The sequence below is a fragment of the Sodalis sp. RH24 genome, assembly GCF_047324145.1.
GTDB lineage: Bacteria > Pseudomonadota > Gammaproteobacteria > Enterobacterales > Enterobacteriaceae > Acerihabitans.
Genome location: NZ_CP178729.1, coordinates 2,792,781 through 2,809,974, shown reverse-complemented (window position 1 = coordinate 2,809,974; position 17,194 = coordinate 2,792,781). Strand labels below are relative to the sequence as shown.

Here is a 17,194-nt window from a genome sequence, read left to right as displayed (position 1 = left end):
GTTGTGAAAATTTGCAATTGCCGCTGCTGATTTCCGACCCTAATACTACATGGGTTAACTCTGTCGCCTCTTGGGCGCCCCTACGCAACATTATTTGTAAAGGTTTGATTCTTATCCGTTGCTCGGCAAGTTCCATTGCTGAATATGTTCTTATAAAAGTAACATAAGGAATTAAAATGAAACTGAAAACTCTCCTGCTTTCCGCCTGCGCGGCGCTGGTATTGCTAAGCCAGCCGGGCATGGCCAAACAAATCAAGATCGGCATGGCGGTGGACGACCTGCGTCTGGAACGCTGGCAAAAAGACCGCGATATTTTCGTCGCCAAGGCCAAATCACTGGGTGCCGATGTTTTTGTTCAATCCTCCAACGGCAATGAAGAAACGCAAATGTCACAAATAGAGAATATGATCAATCGCGGCGTCGACGTGTTGGTGATTATTCCTTACAACGGACAAGTGTTAAGCAATGTTATTGCCGAAGCGAAACGGGAGGGCATAAAAGTCCTCGCTTATGATCGAATGATAAATAATGCTGATGTGGATTTTTATATTTCCTTTGATAACGAAAAAGTCGGGCAACTGCAGGCGCAAAGCCTGGTTAAGCGGGTGCCGCAAGGTAATTATTTCCTGATGGGCGGCTCGCCGGTGGATAATAACGCCAAAATGTTCCGCGCCGGCCAGATGACGGTGCTTAAACCCTTGATTGACAGCGGTAAGATAAAAATCGTCGGCGACCAATGGGCCGACGGCTGGTTACCTGAAAACGCCCTGAAAATCATGGAGAATGCCCTGACCGCCAATAACAATAAAATTGACGCGGTAGTGGCCTCCAACGATGCCACCGCCGGCGGCGCCATCCAGGCGCTGGCCGCCCAGGGGCTGGCCGGCAAAGTGGCCATTTCGGGCCAGGATGCGGATCTGGCCGGTATTCAGCGGATTAACCAGGGCACCCAGACCATGACCGTGTATAAACCGATCAAGCAGCTGGCCTCCACTGCCGCCGAGATAGCGGTTCAATTGGGCAATGGCGAAAAACCCAAGTCCAACGCCTCCCTTAACAATGGCCTCAAGGACGTCCCCTCCTATTTGCTGACGCCGATCTCGGTGGATAAAAGCAACATAGAGAGCACGGTCATCGCCGATGGTTTCCACAAGAAATCCGATCTGAACTAATCCGCCTGAACGCCGGCTGTCGTCTGTGACGTTAACTGAACCGGGCCGCGCTAAACAGCGGCCCGGTTGCGGAGGTTGATTATCGTGGCATCAAATTTGCTGGAAATGAAAAATATCACCAAGCGGTTCGGCCAGGTCAAGGCGGTGGATAATGTGTCCCTGACCATCGAGGCCGGCCAGGTGCTGTCGCTGTGCGGCGAAAACGGCTCGGGTAAATCGACGCTGATGAAAGTGCTGTCGGCGGTGTATCCGCACGGCACCTTCGAGGGCGAGATCCTGTTCGGCGGCGAACCTCTGGTGGCGCACGGGGTACGCGATACCGAACAAAAGGGCATCGCCATTATTCATCAGGAGCTGGCGCTGGTGAAACAAATGACGGTACTGGAGAATATTTTCCTCGGCACCGAGTGGGCGAAATACGGCGTCATGGATTATGACAATATGTACCTGCGCTGCCAGCGGATGCTGGCGCAGGTCAAACTCAATATCGACCCCGACACGCGGGTCGGCGAACTGGGCCTGGGCCAGCAGCAGCTGGTGGAAATCGCCAAGGCGCTCAACAAGCAGGTCCGCCTGCTGATCCTGGACGAGCCCACCGCGTCGCTCACCGAAAGCGAGACCGCCATCCTGCTCGATATCGTCGACGATTTGCGCAATCACGATATCGCCTGCATTTATATTTCCCATAAACTTAATGAAGTCAAAGCCATATCGGACATGATCTGCGTCATTCGCGACGGCAGGCATATCGCCACGCGTCCGGCCGCGGGCCTGAGCGAAGAGGCGCTGATCACCATGATGGTGGGCCGCGAACTGACGGAGCTTTATCCCCATGAGCCTCACGTGATTGGCGAGGAAATCCTGCGGGTGGAGGGCCTGACAGCCTGGCATCCGGTCAATCAGCATATCCGCCGCGTCAATAATGCCGCCTTCAGCCTGCATAAAGGGGAAATCCTCGGCATCGCCGGGCTGGTGGGATCGGGTCGTACCGAACTGGTGCAGTGCCTGTTCGGCAGTTATCCGGGGCGCTGGGAGGGCACGATCCTGCTCCATGGCGCGCCGGTACGTTTCGCCAACTGCCGCCAGGCAATGCGCAGGGGGATAGCCATGGTGCCCGAGGATCGTAAAAAGGACGGCATCGTGCCGGTGATGAGCGTCGGCGCCAATATTACCCTGGCGGCGCTCAACCAATTCACCGGCGGGTTCGGCATGGTGGACGAGGCCGCCGAGCAGGCCGCGGTGCGTGACGCCATCGGGCGGCTGAAGGTGAAAACCGCTTCCCCGGAACTGGCCATCGGCCGGCTTAGCGGCGGCAACCAGCAAAAAGCCATCCTGGCGAAATGTCTGCTGCTAAACCCGGACATCCTGATACTCGACGAGCCGACCCGCGGTATCGATATCGGCGCCAAGCAGGAAATCTACCTGCTGATTAATCAATTGGTGCGCCAGGGCATCGCCGTCATCGTGGTGTCCTCGGAATTACCCGAGGTGCTGGGCATCAGCGATCGGGTGCTGGCGATGCACCAAGGTGTCATTAAAGCCTCACTTATCAACCGCAACCTGACCCAGGAACAGGTCATGGAAGCGGCGCTCAGGAGTGATTCCCATGTCTAAAATTATTCACACCGACGGTGCGGCGATTGCCGGCGGCAGGCGGAAGTCCCTCAACCTGCAGGTGTTCGTCATGCTGGCCGCCATCGTGGTCATCATGCTGTTTTTCACGTTTACCACCGAAGGCTCGTACCTGAGCGCGCGCAATATTTCCAACCTGCTGCGCCAGACCGCCATTACCGGCATTCTCGCGGTCGGCATGGTATTTGTCATCATCTCGGCGGAGATCGATCTGTCGGTCGGCTCCATGATGGGATTGCTGGGCGGGGCGGCGGCGATTTTCGACGTCTGGCTGGGATGGCCGCTGCCGCTGACCATCGCCGTGACCCTGGTGCTCGGGTTGCTGCTCGGCGCCTGGAACGGCTGGTGGGTGGCGTACCGCAAGGTGCCTTCGTTTATTGTCACCCTGGCGGGCATGCTGGCGTTTCGCGGCATTTTAATCGGCGTCACCAACGGGACCACGGTATCGCCCACATCGCCCGCCATGTCGCAGATCGGGCAAAGCTATCTGCCGGGCGGCGCGGGGTTTGGCATCGGGTTTATCAGCCTGGTGCTGTTTATCGCCTGGCAATGGCGCCGGCGCGGCAATCGTCAGCGTCTGGGATTGTCCGTGCCGGCCAAGACCTGGGATATGACGCGCCAGGCTATTACCGCCGTGGTGGTATTGGGCGCCATTTATTTGCTTAACGACTACCGCGGCGTGCCCACGCCGGTGCTGATGCTGGTGGCGCTGATGCTGGCCGGCCTGTTTATGGCGTCCCGCACCGCCTTCGGCCGGCGCGTCTATGCCATCGGCGGCAATATTGACGCCGCCCGGCTTTCCGGCGTGAATGTCGAGCGCACCAAGCTGGCGGTATTCGCCATCAACGGCCTGATGGTGGCGATTGCCGGGCTTATCCTCAGTTCCCGCCTTGGCGCCGGATCGCCGTCGGCGGGCAATATCGCCGAACTGGACGCCATTGCCGCCTGCGTCATCGGCGGCACCAGCCTGGCCGGCGGCGTCGGCAGCGTGGCCGGCGCGGTAATGGGCGCGTTTATCATGGCGTCGCTGGATAACGGCATGAGCATGCTTGACGTGCCCACGTTCTGGCAATATATCGTTAAAGGGGCCATCCTGCTGCTGGCGGTTTGGATGGATACCGCCACCAAAAAACGGGTGTAAGGTCTGTTTCAGCGCCACGGGCCGCCGGCGGGCGGCCCGTTTTTTTATTCATTAACGGTACGCGTTTTTATGGCGTAAAGTTAAACGCAGATTAAATAATATTAAAAAACACACCCAGTAGATTGACGCTTTTATTAATGCCTTCTTAAATCAATAAGAGGATAATCCTGTTTATAAGTATAATGATTTTCAATCAGTTAGCGTGATTAATATATAGTAATTAATAATTAATAGACAAATTAAATAATATATTGCAAGGCATAGTGGTTTTTTACTCCCTCCACCGAGATAATCCGCTGATGATCCTGAGTGAGTTTGTTAACGATATAAAAGCCAATCCTGTTGCCTCCCTGTTGGCGATCGTTATTACCGCCATCGGTTTTGCCACGACCTTCTTAATTCTGCTGCTCTTTATCGACGATGTTAAAATAGATCGGTTTTATCCCGGCGCTGAACGCCTTTACCGCATCGAAACCCTGTTTTGCCCACCCAACGGCGATAAGGTGCGTTCCGCCCAGGCCCCGCTGCCGTTGCTTGACGCGCTGCGCAAACAACCGGGGATTGACCGCGTCGTCTATGCCCTGCGGCTGTTTACTACCGTTCGCAGCGAGGGGCGGTTTGTCCATCGCGTACCGGTGTTCGCGGTCAGCGCAGGCTTCCTGACGCAGCTCAATCCCTACCGCCAGGCCCCCGCCTTGCTTGCGGCGAACGAAATTTATATCACGCCGGCCTTTAACCGCCGGTATCTCGGCCTGGCGTCCCCCGTGGGCAAGACTATCGATCTGGGCGACAAAGGCCGGTTTGTGATCAAGGGCGTGCTTGAACCCCGTTCCGACAGCAGCATCGATATGCCGGCGGTCATTGCCTTCTCACCGGCGGCGATGGCGGGTTATCACGATAAGCGGAGAGACTGGTATCACAGCCACCTGTTTATTTTTATCAGGACCGCCCCGGCCGCGCCGTTTGATAACGCTCTGCTGGATAAACTGGTCGGGCTTCACGCCCCGCCGCTATCCGGGACGCCCATTACTCCCACGGCATTCATTCACCTGCGCGCCAAACCTATCCAGCAGATGCATTATGACGACGGTTATGCCGATGACATGGCCGCGACTATCGCCAAACCCTTGCTGCATGCCCTGTATGCGGCCGCGTTGTTTGTGCTGCTGACCACGGCGGTAAACTATTTTAACGTCAATGCCATCGTTAACGCCGCCAAACGGCGCAGCCTGAAGATCAAACGCGCGCTGGGCGCGTCGGATAAACAGCTTGCCGCCGAGTCGGTGGCGGTCATCGTGCCGCAGTTTGCCGTCATCTGCGCGCTGGCGCTGTTGATATTGTTCGGGGCGTCCGCCATGTCGCCTTACGTCCTGGCGCTGATATCACATCACAGCGCCGCATTGCTGGCCGCGCTGTTCCTGGCGGTGCTGCTGCTTATCGGCTGCGTGGTGATCGCCGCGCATGTGCTTTATTTCTGCTGTTTTGTTGTATCCGCCGGCGCGGGACGGGCAAATCACCGCCACGAAACCACCGCGGCCTATTACCTCAACCGGCTTACCCTGGTGACGCAACTGCTGATCTCGGGCGTCCTGGTCTACTCCTGGGCCGGTACGGCGGCGCAGAACCGTTACGTCATGCAAGCCGATTTCGGCTATCGCCAAAAGAACCTGCTGACGTTTGAACCCAGCGAACGGCTCCATTCGCTTGAAAGCGTGCGCGCGCTGCAAAACCGCCTCAAAGAGGACGCCGGCAGCGCCAATATCGCCTTGAGCAACTGGCGCCCGTTTGATATGACGCCTACCGCGCTCATTATCCAGCATGCCCGCCAGCAGGCCAAGGATCAGTTCGTGACCGTCAGCGCTCTCGACGTCGACCCTCACTTTACCCGGGTATGGGGCCTTGAAACCCTGGGCGGCGGAGAAAATGCCATTGCCGTAAGCGCCGATCCGGCGGTGCGCCATGTGATTGCCACCCGGGCCTTTATCGGGCTGATGGGGCTGTCTTCCTATGATGAAGCGCTTAACACGACCTTCTACGCCGAGGTGGACGGCGGGAGGCGCCGGCTGCGCGTGCTGCGCGTCGTCGATAACTTTTATCCGGGCGAGCGTACCCGCCAGCCGCCGCCGCTGATGCTGTTCATTAACGATCGGGTGGAAAAGTATGCCGCTATCGGGTTTTCCACCGCGGCGCAACGGGATCGCATCATCTCCGCGCTCAGCGGTTATGGCCTGGCGGACCTGCAGGTGCGCACGGTGGAAGAACTGCATGCCGAACACTATAAAAACAGCCTGTTGATCCAGGACGTCATCAGGCTGGTGGCTTCTCTTTCCCTGTTCCTGATGCTGGTCAGCGCGATGGTCATCGGGCTGTCGGAGGCCCGGCGGCTCAATCAGACCCTGATGATCATGGCGGCGGTGGGCGGCTCGGTGTCTACCAGCGCGGTCTTTTTCCTGCGGCAAAACATGCTGGCGCTGACGCTGACGTTGTCGCTATCCCTCGGCATCGGGGTTGTGCTCCTGCGGCGCTGGCTGGGCCAATTCGACGTGGTCACCGGTCTGGCCCTTACCTATGCCTTCGCCGCCCTGATGCTCCTGGGCCTGGCGGTGATGGCGGTGATGGTCGCGACCCTGCTGGCCGGTGGCGGCCGGCTGGCGCGCCTGCGGCGAGGGCCACGGCTATGGACGTAAAACTGGATAAAAAGGCTGCCCTGCATCCGGGCGCCGGATGGATCGCCTGGATCGCCGCCGCGCTGTTGATCCTGCTGTGCGCAGGGCTCTATAAGCTGGCCACCACCGATAATTACCTGCGCCTGCCGTTGGCGAGCGTGGCCTTGCATCCGGTGACGCGCGGGGCCTATACCGACACCCTGGTTACCCGCGCCATCGCCCTCCCCAACGAAAGCGTTATCGTTTCCACGGAGCGCGGAGGGAAGGTGGTCGATATCTATAAAGCCTCTTCCGATTATGTCAAAAAAGGCGAAATTATCGCCCGCCTGTCCAATTATGATTTTGTCCTGCAGGTCACCTCGCGCATCGCCGACGCCACCGAACAGATCAATAATCTGCGCAATATGCGCATGTTATTGGAACGCAACAGCCGCGACACCAAGCTTGAGCTGCAGAAATCCCATTACAACCGGCAGAAGCTGGTCAAGGACATCCGGCGCAATAAAAAGCTGTTTGAAAAAGCCATTATCGAAAAGGCTAAATATGAAGACCTGCTGGATGAGTTAGCGCATTGGGAAAAAACCTGCGCCATTTTGTCCGGACACGATCGGCAGCAGGACCAAATACTGCCGCAGCAGTTCCAGGAAATTGATCGCTCCATCAAACGCCTGGGCAAACTGGTGGATTTGATCAAGGGCGGCCTGGAGCAGCTGATTATCGTCTCGCCCATCGACGGCACCCTCTCATCGCTGGATATCAAAATCGGCCAGCAGATTAAACCCGGCGACAAGGTTACCATGGTCGACAACCTGCATTCCTACTACTTTGAAGCCGATTTCAGTGAATATTACCTGGATAAAATCAAGCCCCAGGCCAATGTCATGGCGCAGGCCGGCGGCATCGAAATCCCCCTGGCCATTGAATCGGTATCCTCGGCGGTGGACAACGGCAAGTTCAAGGCCAGGCTCCGGCCGTCCCAGCCCCAGCAGATTGCCCTGAAGCGCGGGCAATCCATCGATCTGCATGTGTTTCTGAGTACGCAGCAGGACGCGCTGCTCGTCCCTTCCGAAGCGGTGTTTTTCAACGAGGGCCAGGCGCTGGTCTATGTGTTTGATGAAAACGATCGGCGGGCGGTTAAGACGCCGGTGCGGTTAAAGCGGCAGGGCGCGGCACAGGCGGAAATACTCGGCGGGCTTGCCGAAGGGCAACGGGTGGTGACCTTCGCGGATAATGATTACGAAAAATCCAATATCATTGAGTTTGATTGATATGATTACCCTGGAAAGAGGCGGTAAGTTCTACACCACCAAGACCATCAAGACCCTGGCGCTGAACGCGGTAAGCCTTAACGTCGGGGCGGGTGACTTTCTTGCCGTCATGGGGCCGTCCGGTTCAGGCAAATCCACCCTGCTGAACGTGCTGGGAATGTTCGAACCCCTTGATGAAGGCCGTCTGACCCTGGCCGGCGAAAACGTCGCCGCCCTGGGTTATGCGCAGAAAATCGCCTTACGACGGCGGCTTATCGGCTATATATTCCAATCGTTTAACCTGATCCCTTCCATGTCGGTCTATGACAACGTGGTTCTGCCGCTGAAATACCGCGGCGTGGCGAAGGCGGAGCGCCGGCGGCGGGTTGATCAGATCCTGGCGGTATTCGGCCTGACGCATCGCGCCGGGCATTATCCGGCGCAGCTGTCCGGCGGCCAGCAGCAGCGGGTGGCCATTGCCCGCGCCATGGTGTCCCGCCCCGGCCTGATACTGGCGGATGAACCCACCGGCAACCTGGACAGTAAGAACAGCCGCGACGTGCTGGAACAGCTGAAAAACATCAACCGGGAAGGCACGACCGTGGTGATGGTGACGCATTCGCAGGAGGCGTCGAGTTATGCCAACCGGGTGCTGACCATGCGCGACGGGCGTCTTGCATAATGCCGGCGCGGGCATGGCGATAAAAGCCATTGGCATAACGGCATACATTAAAAAGCAAGCTTCAGGGGGTTTAACCGCCGCGGGCATGCCACCCTAATCATCAGTCTGGTCACCACCTGGCCGTAGCGATATGATGAAACCAAAGGGGCTTTGCCATGAAACCAGGTAACACCGCATCCATGATACCCACCGAGCAGGACCCGCGCTGGCAGGCCATCGTCGCGCGCGATAAAGCCGCCGACGGCCGGTTTGTTTATGCCGTCAGGACCACTGGGATATTCTGCTCGCCATCCTGCCCGTCGCGCCTGCCTCTGGCGGCGAATGTGCTGTTTTTCGCCAATGCCGAAGACGCGTTGCGGGCGGGCTTCCGTCCCTGCAAACGCTGCCGCCAGGGCCGGCCTTCGCTAGCGGCGGAACAGGCGGCGAAAATCCAGCTGGCCTGCCGTTATATTGACGGGGCTGAGGGGATGCCGACACTGGCGGAGCTGGCGCAACAGGCCGCCTTAAGCCCGTTCCATTTCCACCGGTTATTTAAGTCCGTTACCGGCCTGACGCCGAAAGCCTATGCCGTGGCCCGGCGTAACCAGCGGGTGCGGCAACGGCTTGCGGGCGACGCCTCGGTGACCGACGCGGTGCTGGAGTCCGGCTTTAACTCCCAGGGCCGTTTTTACGCCGGAGCCGATGCGCTGCTGGGGATGACGCCCACCGCTTACCGGGCGGGAGGGAAGGGCGTTGCTATCGTCTTTGCGGTCGGGCGTTGCTCGCTGGGTGATATCCTGGTCGCCCAGAGCGCGCGCGGCATCTGCGCCATCCTGTTGGGCGACGATGCGCAGCGGCTGGTGGAACAGTTGCAGGATACCTTCCCCCACGCGGCGCTGGCGGGGGACGATGAGGCCTTTGCCCGGCGGATGGCGCTGGTGGTGGGGTTTGTCGATGCGCCGGCCCTTGGCCTGGACCTGCCGCTGGATATTCGCGGCACCGCCTTCCAGCAGCGCGTCTGGCAGGCCCTGCGGGATATCCCGCCCGGGCGCACGGCCAGCTACCTGGAGGTGGCGAAACGCATCGGTTCGCCCGCCGCGGTGCGCGCCGTGGCGGGCGCCTGCGCCGCCAATATGCTGGCGGTGGCCATACCCTGCCATCGGGTGGTGCGCAGCGACGGGGCGTTATCCGGCTATCGCTGGGGGGTGGACCGCAAACGGCTGCTACTGGATAAGGAGGCCAAAGGCTAAGCGGCGTGACGCCACGATCGGCGGCCATATAATACCCGCGATGAGCCAGCCGGGTCATCGCGATGCGGCCCGATGATGCCGGTATCCACCGCCGGCGGCGGCGGACGCCAACGACTTAGCGACGCGAGGAATGTCGCTACCGGTACCGGCGGCGAGGCGTGTTTCCGCTTATTTTGTCTTACCCGGCAGCGCCAGGATACCCCAGGTGATAATCCCCCCCGCCAGTCCCCAAAAGGCGCTGCCGATGCCGAAAAAACCGACGCCGGACGCGGTCAGTAAAAAGGTGACGATAGCGGCATCCCGGTGCGTCTCTTCCAGCAGGGCGCGATGCAGGCTGCCGGCAATGGTGCTCAGCAGCGCCAGCCCGGCGATGGTATGGATAAGCGCCGCGGGCAGGGCGCCGAACACCATGCCGATGGAGCCGCCGAACAGCCCGGCCAGCAGATAGGCCGCGCCCGCGGCGGCGGCGGCCATATACCGGCGCGCGGGGTCGGGATGGGCCTCCGTGCTCATGCAAATGGCGGCGGTAATCGCGGCGATGCATATGGAAAACCCGCCCAAGGGCGCCAGGATCAGCGACGCCAGCCCCGTCCAGGCGATCAGCGGCGAGGTCGGCACGCGATAGCCGGCGGCTTTCAGGGTGGCGATGCCCGGCGCGTTTTGCGAGGCCATGGTCACCAGAAAAAACGGCATGCCGACGCCCATCAGCGCGGAGAGGGTAAAATGCGGCATGATAAAATGCGGGGCGGCGAAGGTCAGCGGCTTACCGGCGAAGGCAATCTGGCCCTGCAGGCCGGCAACGGCCAGGCCGACGCCAAGCGCCGCCACGACGGCATAGCGCGGCGCCAGGCGCCGCGTCAGGAAAAAGGCCAGGCACATGCCCGCCGCCAGCACAAAATGACTTTGCAGCGCGATAAACGCATCCAGTCCGAAACGCAGCAAAATTCCCGCCAGCATCGCCGCCGAAATCGCTTGCGGAATATGCTGCATCAGCCGGGCGAACAGCCCGGTCACGCCACACAGTAAAATCAGTGCGCAGGCAAAGATAAAGACGCCGACGGCCTCGTTAATCGAGTAGCCCGGCAGGCTGGTGACCAGCAGCGCCGCGCCGGGCGTCGACCAGGCGGTGAGGATCGGCGCGCGGTAATACAGCGACAGGCCCAGCGAGGTTATGCCCATTCCCAGGCCCAGCATCGTCAGCCAGCCGCCGATTTGCTCAACGCTGGCCCCCGTGGCCTGGAGCGCCTGAAACACAATGGCCGCCGAGCTGGCATAGCCCACCAGTACGGCGATAAAACCGGCGATGACGGCGGAAAACGAGAGGTCGCGTAATGCGGAGCGAGGCGCCATGCTGATCATATCCTATTGCCGTGCAATGTTATAAATCACCGGGGCCATAGCGCCCCTGTTTCTGGTTGTGTTTTGCAATGTCGCCTTAAAACTTAACATTGTGCGCGACAACACTCAATCGCGAGCGACATACCGGGGAACGGCGAACGTGAAAACGCCGCTGGGAATGTAAAGCTACCGGTAGCATTTAGGTTATTTAATCAAGGTTTAGCCAGGATTGGCTATAATTCCACGATTATTATGAAATAGTCAGATTATGTGCTTATTTTTTGATAATGGCCATTAAATATATATAGTTGAACCGTTTGATTTATTTAAGGATGCTAATATATGAATGTGAATTTCCAATATGAGTCTTTTCAACTCAGTAACGTCATCATCATAAAAAACAATTCAGGTAACTCTGTCAACCTTACAGGCGAGGAAATAAAAAGTGTAATCGAAACGGGTTGCGAAAAAATAAATTTGCATAACTGTTTTACTCGCGCGGGTAATAACGACATTTATATCAAAAGCCAAAGCGGTGCTATATCCATCTCTGAAGGAGATATCCACTGTAATGTTCAATCTCAATCAGGAAAAATCAGCTGTGAACATGTTATTCTGTCTAACGTCGAAACCGACTCTGGAAAAATTAATTTAAAAAATGTCGAAAAGGCCGGATTTATAAAATCAATGTCAGGCAAGGTTACGCTTAATAACTCCATTGCGGACAGTGTGACTACCGCCAGTGGTAATTTGTCACTTGAAAACAAAAGCCATGTAAAAGGTGATGTCATTACTGCAGGCGTTTTTTCAATAAAAGACTCTGTCATAGATAAAACGTTGGAAATATGCTCGAATAATGTCACTATCGGTGCTAACTCAATCGTTAATGAAGTCTATATGAAAAAGTCTAATATAGAAGAAAATTTTATTAACTCTAATTACCAAAAAATCATTAGTATTAATGGAGTCAACTCTGGCAATATAAATATCATTGTTAGTGGCGTTAACTTCCCCCCCGGAAACTTAAACCTTGTTGGGGTAAATAATATTAGGTTCAGCACACAAAATCACGATTTTACCAGCGGACGCATAACTCAACCACAAGAAAATAGCATAACGATAGAAAATGACGCAGTGGTGAAATCATTGAGGTTTGACGGGGATGAATGCACCGTTATATTGAAAGGCAGCGCCCGTTTCGAAGGCGACCGCAATGTACCGGGGCTTACAGTCAAAAACGCATAACCCGCTTTGGCATCCGGTGCTGTTGACGGTAAAACGGCCTCATCGCGCGGCCGTTAACGGTATAACTCCCTCTCCGGTGATTGCAGATTCCGCCTGCTTCGCCAGTCGCCCAGCGTCAGGCTGGCCAGGCGCGCCACGCCCCGGTAGAACGGATGCTCCGTGCCTTGTTCCAGCAATGCCAGGTAGCGTCCCGACCAGGGCAATATATGCTGCGCCAGCAGGGCGTCCAGCACGCTTTCATTATTTTCCGCCAGCCAGGCGGCCAGCATCAGCAGCAGGCCGATATGGTCCTCCGGCTCGCCGTCCTGCTGCCGGGAGGCGATGCCTTCCTGCGCCAGCCAGCGGCGCAGCGCCACGGTGGATTCCCCAAACAGCACGCTTTCCTTATCGAGATAGACCGATCCCCAGGGCGGGGCGGGCAGGGCATAGGGGCCGATAAACAGATTTTGAAAGGTCTCCTCCAAAGCGTCATGCCAAGGCGCGGCCAGGCCCTGGCGAATCAGCGCCGCCGCGTCTTCGACGCCGCTCTCGACAGGCCATTCCCGCTCCCAGCCCGGGGCCGCCAGCGCTTTCAGCAGGCCGGCGTTGGGCGCCGACAGGGGCGGATAATACAGCAAGGCCCCCAGCGTGCGCCCGGTCAGGGCCATATTCACATCATTCATATCATCGCCCCTAACCGGCAATCGCCATGCCCACGGTCATATGCAGGCCGTAAAATACCGCCCGGCCGATCAGTTCGCCGCCGAGCACCAGCACCAGGCCCAGCGTAAGTCCCGCCAGCGGCGGCGTGTTGCCGCGCGCCACCGGCCACAGCCAGCAGGCGAGGCCCAGCGCCAGCAGCAGCACCCGTCCGGCCATCAGCAGGCCATAGTCGGGGATAAGCGCCGAGGCCTGCTGCACCGAACTGTGGATCGCGGCCAGCCCGGCGGCCTGCATCATCACCGCCGCCACGCTTATCATCACCGCGATAACGCTTATCCAGGGCAGGTAGCGCCAGCCCGGCCCGCGGATGCCCGCGGCCTGCAGCAGCAGGTAGCCCAGCAGCGGGCCGCCGATAAACACCGTCAGCACAAAGCCGAGCGGGGTATAGATATTATCCCAGGTGGGCACGGTATCAATCATATAGACCCGGCCCATGGCATAAAGAAATACCAGGCCCGACAGCGCGGTAATCACCAGCCAGATCTTGTTAAGCGCCCGGGGCATGTGGTTAAACACCGCCATCAGCCAGTAGATGCCGCCGAGGGCGAAAAACAGCGAACCGGTGGCGATTTCATTGCTCAGCGGCGAGGCGCCCAGGCGGTTAAGCGCGTTCATGGCGCGCATCGGCGAGCCCAGGTGCATCATCGAGGCGATAAATCCCAGCCCCATCAGCAGCCACAGGAAAAACATGGCCAGATGCACCCGCCGCGCCTGCTGCACCGTCAGGTTGCCGGCCAGCAGCACCATGGCCATCACCAGATAACCGCCGATTACGCTCTGGCCCGCCACGGTAAAAAACATCAGCGGCCATTCATGCCATCCGTTACCCATATCACACCTCCTTTGGATTGGCGAGAAAGCCGGTGGTGTCGCCCTGCGGGCGGCAATTGGCATTGGCTTTGATCACCAGGTTGGGCATGGTGAAATGCGCCGCCGGCAGCGGCGCCACGTCGGCCAGGTCGCCATACTTGTCGCGCAGTTCGCCGATAGGCGCCAAATCCAGCGCGCGCAGCGGGCAGGATTCCACGCAGACAGGTTTTTGTCCCACCGCCACGCGCTCATGGCAGCCGTCGCATTTGGTCATATGCCCCTTGGCCTCGTTAAACTGCGGCGCGCCGTAGGGACAGGCCATATGACAATAGCGGCAGCCGATACAAATGTCCTCGTTGACTACCACAAAGCCGTCTTCGCCTTTGTGCATGGCGCCGCTCGGGCACACTTTGACGCAGGCGGGATCCTCGCAATGATTACAGGCGATGGACAGGTAATAAGCGAACACATCCTGGCGATAGCCGGCGCCGTCCGCCTGCCAGGTGCCGCCGGCATACTCATAGATGCGGCGGAAACTGACATCCGGCCCCAGGTTCTTGTAATCCTTGCAGGCCAGCTCGCAGGTCTTGCAGCCGGTGCAGCGACTCGAATCAATATAAAAACCGTATTGCGTGCTCATTCACTACACCTTTTCGATCTGTATCAGGTTGGTATGCTGCGGATTGCCCTTGGCCAGCGGCGATGGACGCTGCGTGGTCAGGGTATTGATGCAGCCGCCGTGATCGATTTTATCCCCGGCCATATCGGCCTGATGCCAGGCGCCCTGGCTGACGGCCGTCACGCCGGGCAGGATGCGCGGCGTTACCTTGGCGTCGATCCTGATCTCGCCCCGGTCGTTAAAGACCCGCACCTTATCGCCGTTGCGAATGCCCCGGCTTTCGGCGTCGATAGGATTGATCCACACCTCCTGCGGACAGGCGGCCCGCAGCACGTCGATATTGCCGTAGCTGGAGTGGGTGCGCGCCTTATAGTGGAAACCGGCCATCTGCAGCGGAAAACGCGCGCGCAGCGGATCGTCCCAGCCCTCGAAGGTGGGGACATACCGGGGCAGCGGACTGATGCTTTCATCCGCCTGCAGTTGCCAGGTGGCGGCCAGCTGCGCCAATGCCGCCGAATAGATTTCAATTTTGCCGGAAGGGGTTTTCAGCGGATTGGCCGCCGGGTCCGCGCGGAATTTACGGTAGGCGACAAAGTGGCCGTCGGGATCCTGGCGTTTATAGATGCCTTGGGCTTTTAACTGCTCATAGGACGGCAGTTGCGGGTCCTTGGCCAGCATCTTGGCATATAAAAATTGCAGCCATTCGGACTGGGTGCGCCCTTCGGTAAATTTTTGCGCCACATCCGCGCCGAGGCGCCGCGCGATATCGCTGGTGATCTGGTAAATCGAGCGGCGCTCGAATTTTGCCGAGGTGGCGGGCTGGCCGAAAATCAGATACCCCATATTGGCGGCGTAATCGTTGGGGACGATATCCTCCTGTTCGGTGGTCATCAGGTCCGGCAACAGGATGTCGGCGTATTTCGCCGATGAGGTCATAAAGTTTTCAATCACCACGATCATTTCGCAATCGCGCTCGTTTTTCAGGACTTCATGGGTGCGATTGATATCCGAATGCTGGTTGACCAGGGTATTGCCGGCATAGTTCCAGATAAATTTAATCGGCACGTCGAGCCGGTCCTTGCCTTTTATGCCGTCTTTTAACGCCGTCATTTCCTTGCCGCGTGAGATGGCGTCGGTCCATAAAAATACCGGGATCTGGGTTTTCACCGGATTGGTCAATACCGGCAGCCGTTCGATGGTAATGGTGTAGGTGGACTCGCGGGCGCCGCTGTTGCCGCCGTTAATGCCCACGTTGCCGGTGAGGATCGGCAGCATGGCGATGGCGCGCGCGGTCTGCTCGCCGTTGGCCTGGCGCTGCGGCCCCCAGCCCTGGCAAATATAAGCCGGTTTGGTCGCGCCGATTTCACGCGCCAGCTTGATGATCCGATCGCGGGGGATACTGGTGATCCTCTCCGCCCACTCCGGCGTCTTGGCGATGCCGTCGTCGCCCTGGCCGAGGATATAGGCTTTGTAGTGGCCGTTGGCCGGCGCGCCGGCCGGCAGGGTTTTTTCGTCGTAACCGACGCAGTAGGTATCCAGAAACGCCTGATCCACCAGATTTTCACTGATCAATACCCAGGCGATCGCCGACACCAGCGCCGCGTCGGTGCCGGGGCGAATGGGGATCCATTCATCCTCGCGCCCGGCGGCGGTATCGGTATAGCGCGGATCGATAACGATCATGCGCGCGTTGGAGCGCTCGCGCGCCTGCTCAAGATGGTAGGTAATGCCGGCGCCGCTCATGCGGGTTTCCGCCGGGTTGTTGCCGAACATCACCACCAGTTTGGTATTAACGATATCCGAGGTGCTGTTGCCCTCGTTGCTGCCGTAGGTGTAGGGCATGGCGGCATTGATCTGGGCGGTGCTATAGGTACCGTACTGATTGAGGTAGCCGCCGTAGCAGTTCATCAGGCGGGTGATAAGCGAGCCCGACGGTGACGAGCGGGCGAAATTGGCGCCGGTGGCGCCGGAGGAATAATTGATATACACCGCTTCGTTGCCGTAATCCTTGACGATACGCTTGAGATTATCAGCGATGGCGTCCAGCGCTTCATCCCAGCTGATGCGCTGGAATTTGCCTTCGCCGCGTTCGCCCACGCGCTTCATCGGATATTTCAGCCGTTCCGGATGGTTCATCCGCCGGCGCATGGAGCGGCCGCGCAGGCAGGCGCGCACCTGATGATCGCCGTATTCATCCTGGCCGGTGTTATCGGTTTCCACCCAATACACCTCGTCGTCGCGCACATGCAGCCTGAGCGCGCAGCGGCTGCCGCAATTAACCGAACACATGCTCCAGACCACCTTATCGGCCGTTCCCGCGGTCGTTGCCGGGGTAACGGCCGCCCGGGCGAACAGGAAAGGGAGCTGCAGCGCGCTGCTGGCCAACAGCAATCCCCCGGTCGCCACGCCGCCTTTCACCAGGCTGCGCCGGCTGATGGCGGCTTCGCCAAGCAGGGTTAATGTCTTGTTCTTCATCTCTCACCCGTCACATTGCACACACAAAGCGTTGCAGCCCGCAATCCTATAAAGCCTGATAGTTACTGGGGTTACAATTCATGGGAGCATAATGCGCGAAAAACAGGCGGAAAAACTTGTTCCCGAACAAAGTCGCATAACAAAAAGGGTTTTTAAGAACCAAAAGTATGAGTTATGTCTCGTTTTATCATACAAATATGCGGCGCCAGGCCGGCGCATGGGCGCCAGCCACGCGT

General features: G+C 58.4%; 13 protein-coding genes. 8 read left to right on the top strand and 5 right to left on the bottom strand.

Annotated elements, in window-relative coordinates; translation table 11 throughout:
* Positions 1–176 precede the first annotated feature (176 nt).
* The 7 genes from xylF to ada all read left to right on the top strand — a co-directional run bounded on the left by xylF (position 177) and on the right by ada (position 9,769).
* A complete protein-coding gene (gene xylF, locus ACL2XG_RS12895; protein ID WP_413722031.1) occupies positions 177–1,172 on the top strand; it encodes a D-xylose ABC transporter substrate-binding protein in 996 nt (331 codons plus the stop codon).
* A gap of 105 nt (positions 1,173–1,277) precedes the next feature.
* Positions 1,278–2,786, top strand: coding sequence for a xylose ABC transporter ATP-binding protein (locus ACL2XG_RS12890; RefSeq protein ID WP_413723540.1), 1,509 nt, complete (start codon positions 1,278–1,280; stop codon positions 2,784–2,786).
* On the top strand, positions 2,779–3,945 hold the full coding sequence (xylH, locus tag ACL2XG_RS12885) for a xylose ABC transporter permease XylH (RefSeq protein WP_413722032.1): 1,167 nt from the start codon (positions 2,779–2,781) through the stop codon (positions 3,943–3,945). Before ACL2XG_RS12890 ends, xylH begins: the two co-directional genes overlap by 8 nt.
* A gap of 299 nt (positions 3,946–4,244) precedes the next feature.
* Positions 4,245–6,632 (top strand): darobactin export ABC transporter permease subunit, encoded by a 2,388-nt coding sequence (gene darB / locus ACL2XG_RS12880; protein ID WP_413722033.1) that lies wholly within the window; start codon positions 4,245–4,247, stop codon positions 6,630–6,632.
* Positions 6,623–7,879 (top strand): darobactin export ABC transporter periplasmic adaptor subunit, encoded by a 1,257-nt coding sequence (gene darC, locus ACL2XG_RS12875; protein ID WP_410012270.1) that lies wholly within the window; start codon positions 6,623–6,625, stop codon positions 7,877–7,879. The genes darB and darC overlap by 10 nt, the downstream gene beginning before the upstream one ends.
* 1 nt (position 7,880) lies before the next feature.
* Positions 7,881–8,540 (top strand): darobactin export ABC transporter ATP-binding protein, encoded by a 660-nt coding sequence (darD, locus tag ACL2XG_RS12870; protein WP_410012269.1) that lies wholly within the window; start codon positions 7,881–7,883, stop codon positions 8,538–8,540.
* 155 nt (positions 8,541–8,695) lie between these two features.
* Positions 8,696–9,769 (top strand): bifunctional DNA-binding transcriptional regulator/O6-methylguanine-DNA methyltransferase Ada, encoded by a 1,074-nt coding sequence (gene ada, locus ACL2XG_RS12865; protein ID WP_413722034.1) that lies wholly within the window; start codon positions 8,696–8,698, stop codon positions 9,767–9,769.
* A gap of 168 nt (positions 9,770–9,937) precedes the next feature.
* On the opposite strand, the gene ACL2XG_RS12860 is transcribed toward ada, so the two are convergent.
* Positions 9,938–11,119, bottom strand: a complete 1,182-nt coding sequence (locus ACL2XG_RS12860) for a benzoate/H(+) symporter BenE family transporter (RefSeq protein ID WP_413722035.1) — start codon at positions 11,117–11,119, stop codon at positions 9,938–9,940.
* 330 nt (positions 11,120–11,449) lie between these two features.
* On the opposite strand from ACL2XG_RS12860, the gene ACL2XG_RS12855 reads away from it, so the two are divergent.
* On the top strand, positions 11,450–12,352 hold the full coding sequence (locus tag ACL2XG_RS12855; protein ID WP_410012266.1) for a hypothetical protein: 903 nt from the start codon (positions 11,450–11,452) through the stop codon (positions 12,350–12,352).
* 53 nt (positions 12,353–12,405) lie between these two features.
* Here ACL2XG_RS12855 and dmsD read toward each other — a convergent pair whose 3' ends face one another.
* The 4 genes from dmsD to ACL2XG_RS12835 are packed head-to-tail and all read right to left on the bottom strand — an operon-like array spanning position 12,406 to position 16,958.
* A complete protein-coding gene (gene dmsD, locus ACL2XG_RS12850; RefSeq protein WP_410012265.1) occupies positions 12,406–13,014 on the bottom strand; it encodes a Tat proofreading chaperone DmsD in 609 nt (202 codons plus the stop codon).
* A gap of 10 nt (positions 13,015–13,024) precedes the next feature.
* A complete protein-coding gene (locus tag ACL2XG_RS12845) occupies positions 13,025–13,885 on the bottom strand; it encodes a DmsC/YnfH family molybdoenzyme membrane anchor subunit (protein WP_410012264.1) in 861 nt (286 codons plus the stop codon).
* A gap of 1 nt (position 13,886) precedes the next feature.
* A complete protein-coding gene (locus tag ACL2XG_RS12840; protein WP_410012263.1) occupies positions 13,887–14,504 on the bottom strand; it encodes a DMSO/selenate family reductase complex B subunit in 618 nt (205 codons plus the stop codon).
* Positions 14,505–14,507: 3 nt separating this feature from the next.
* Positions 14,508–16,958, bottom strand: coding sequence for a DmsA/YnfE/YnfF family dimethyl sulfoxide reductase (locus ACL2XG_RS12835; protein WP_410012262.1), 2,451 nt, complete (start codon positions 16,956–16,958; stop codon positions 14,508–14,510).
* Positions 16,959–17,194 lie beyond the last annotated feature (236 nt).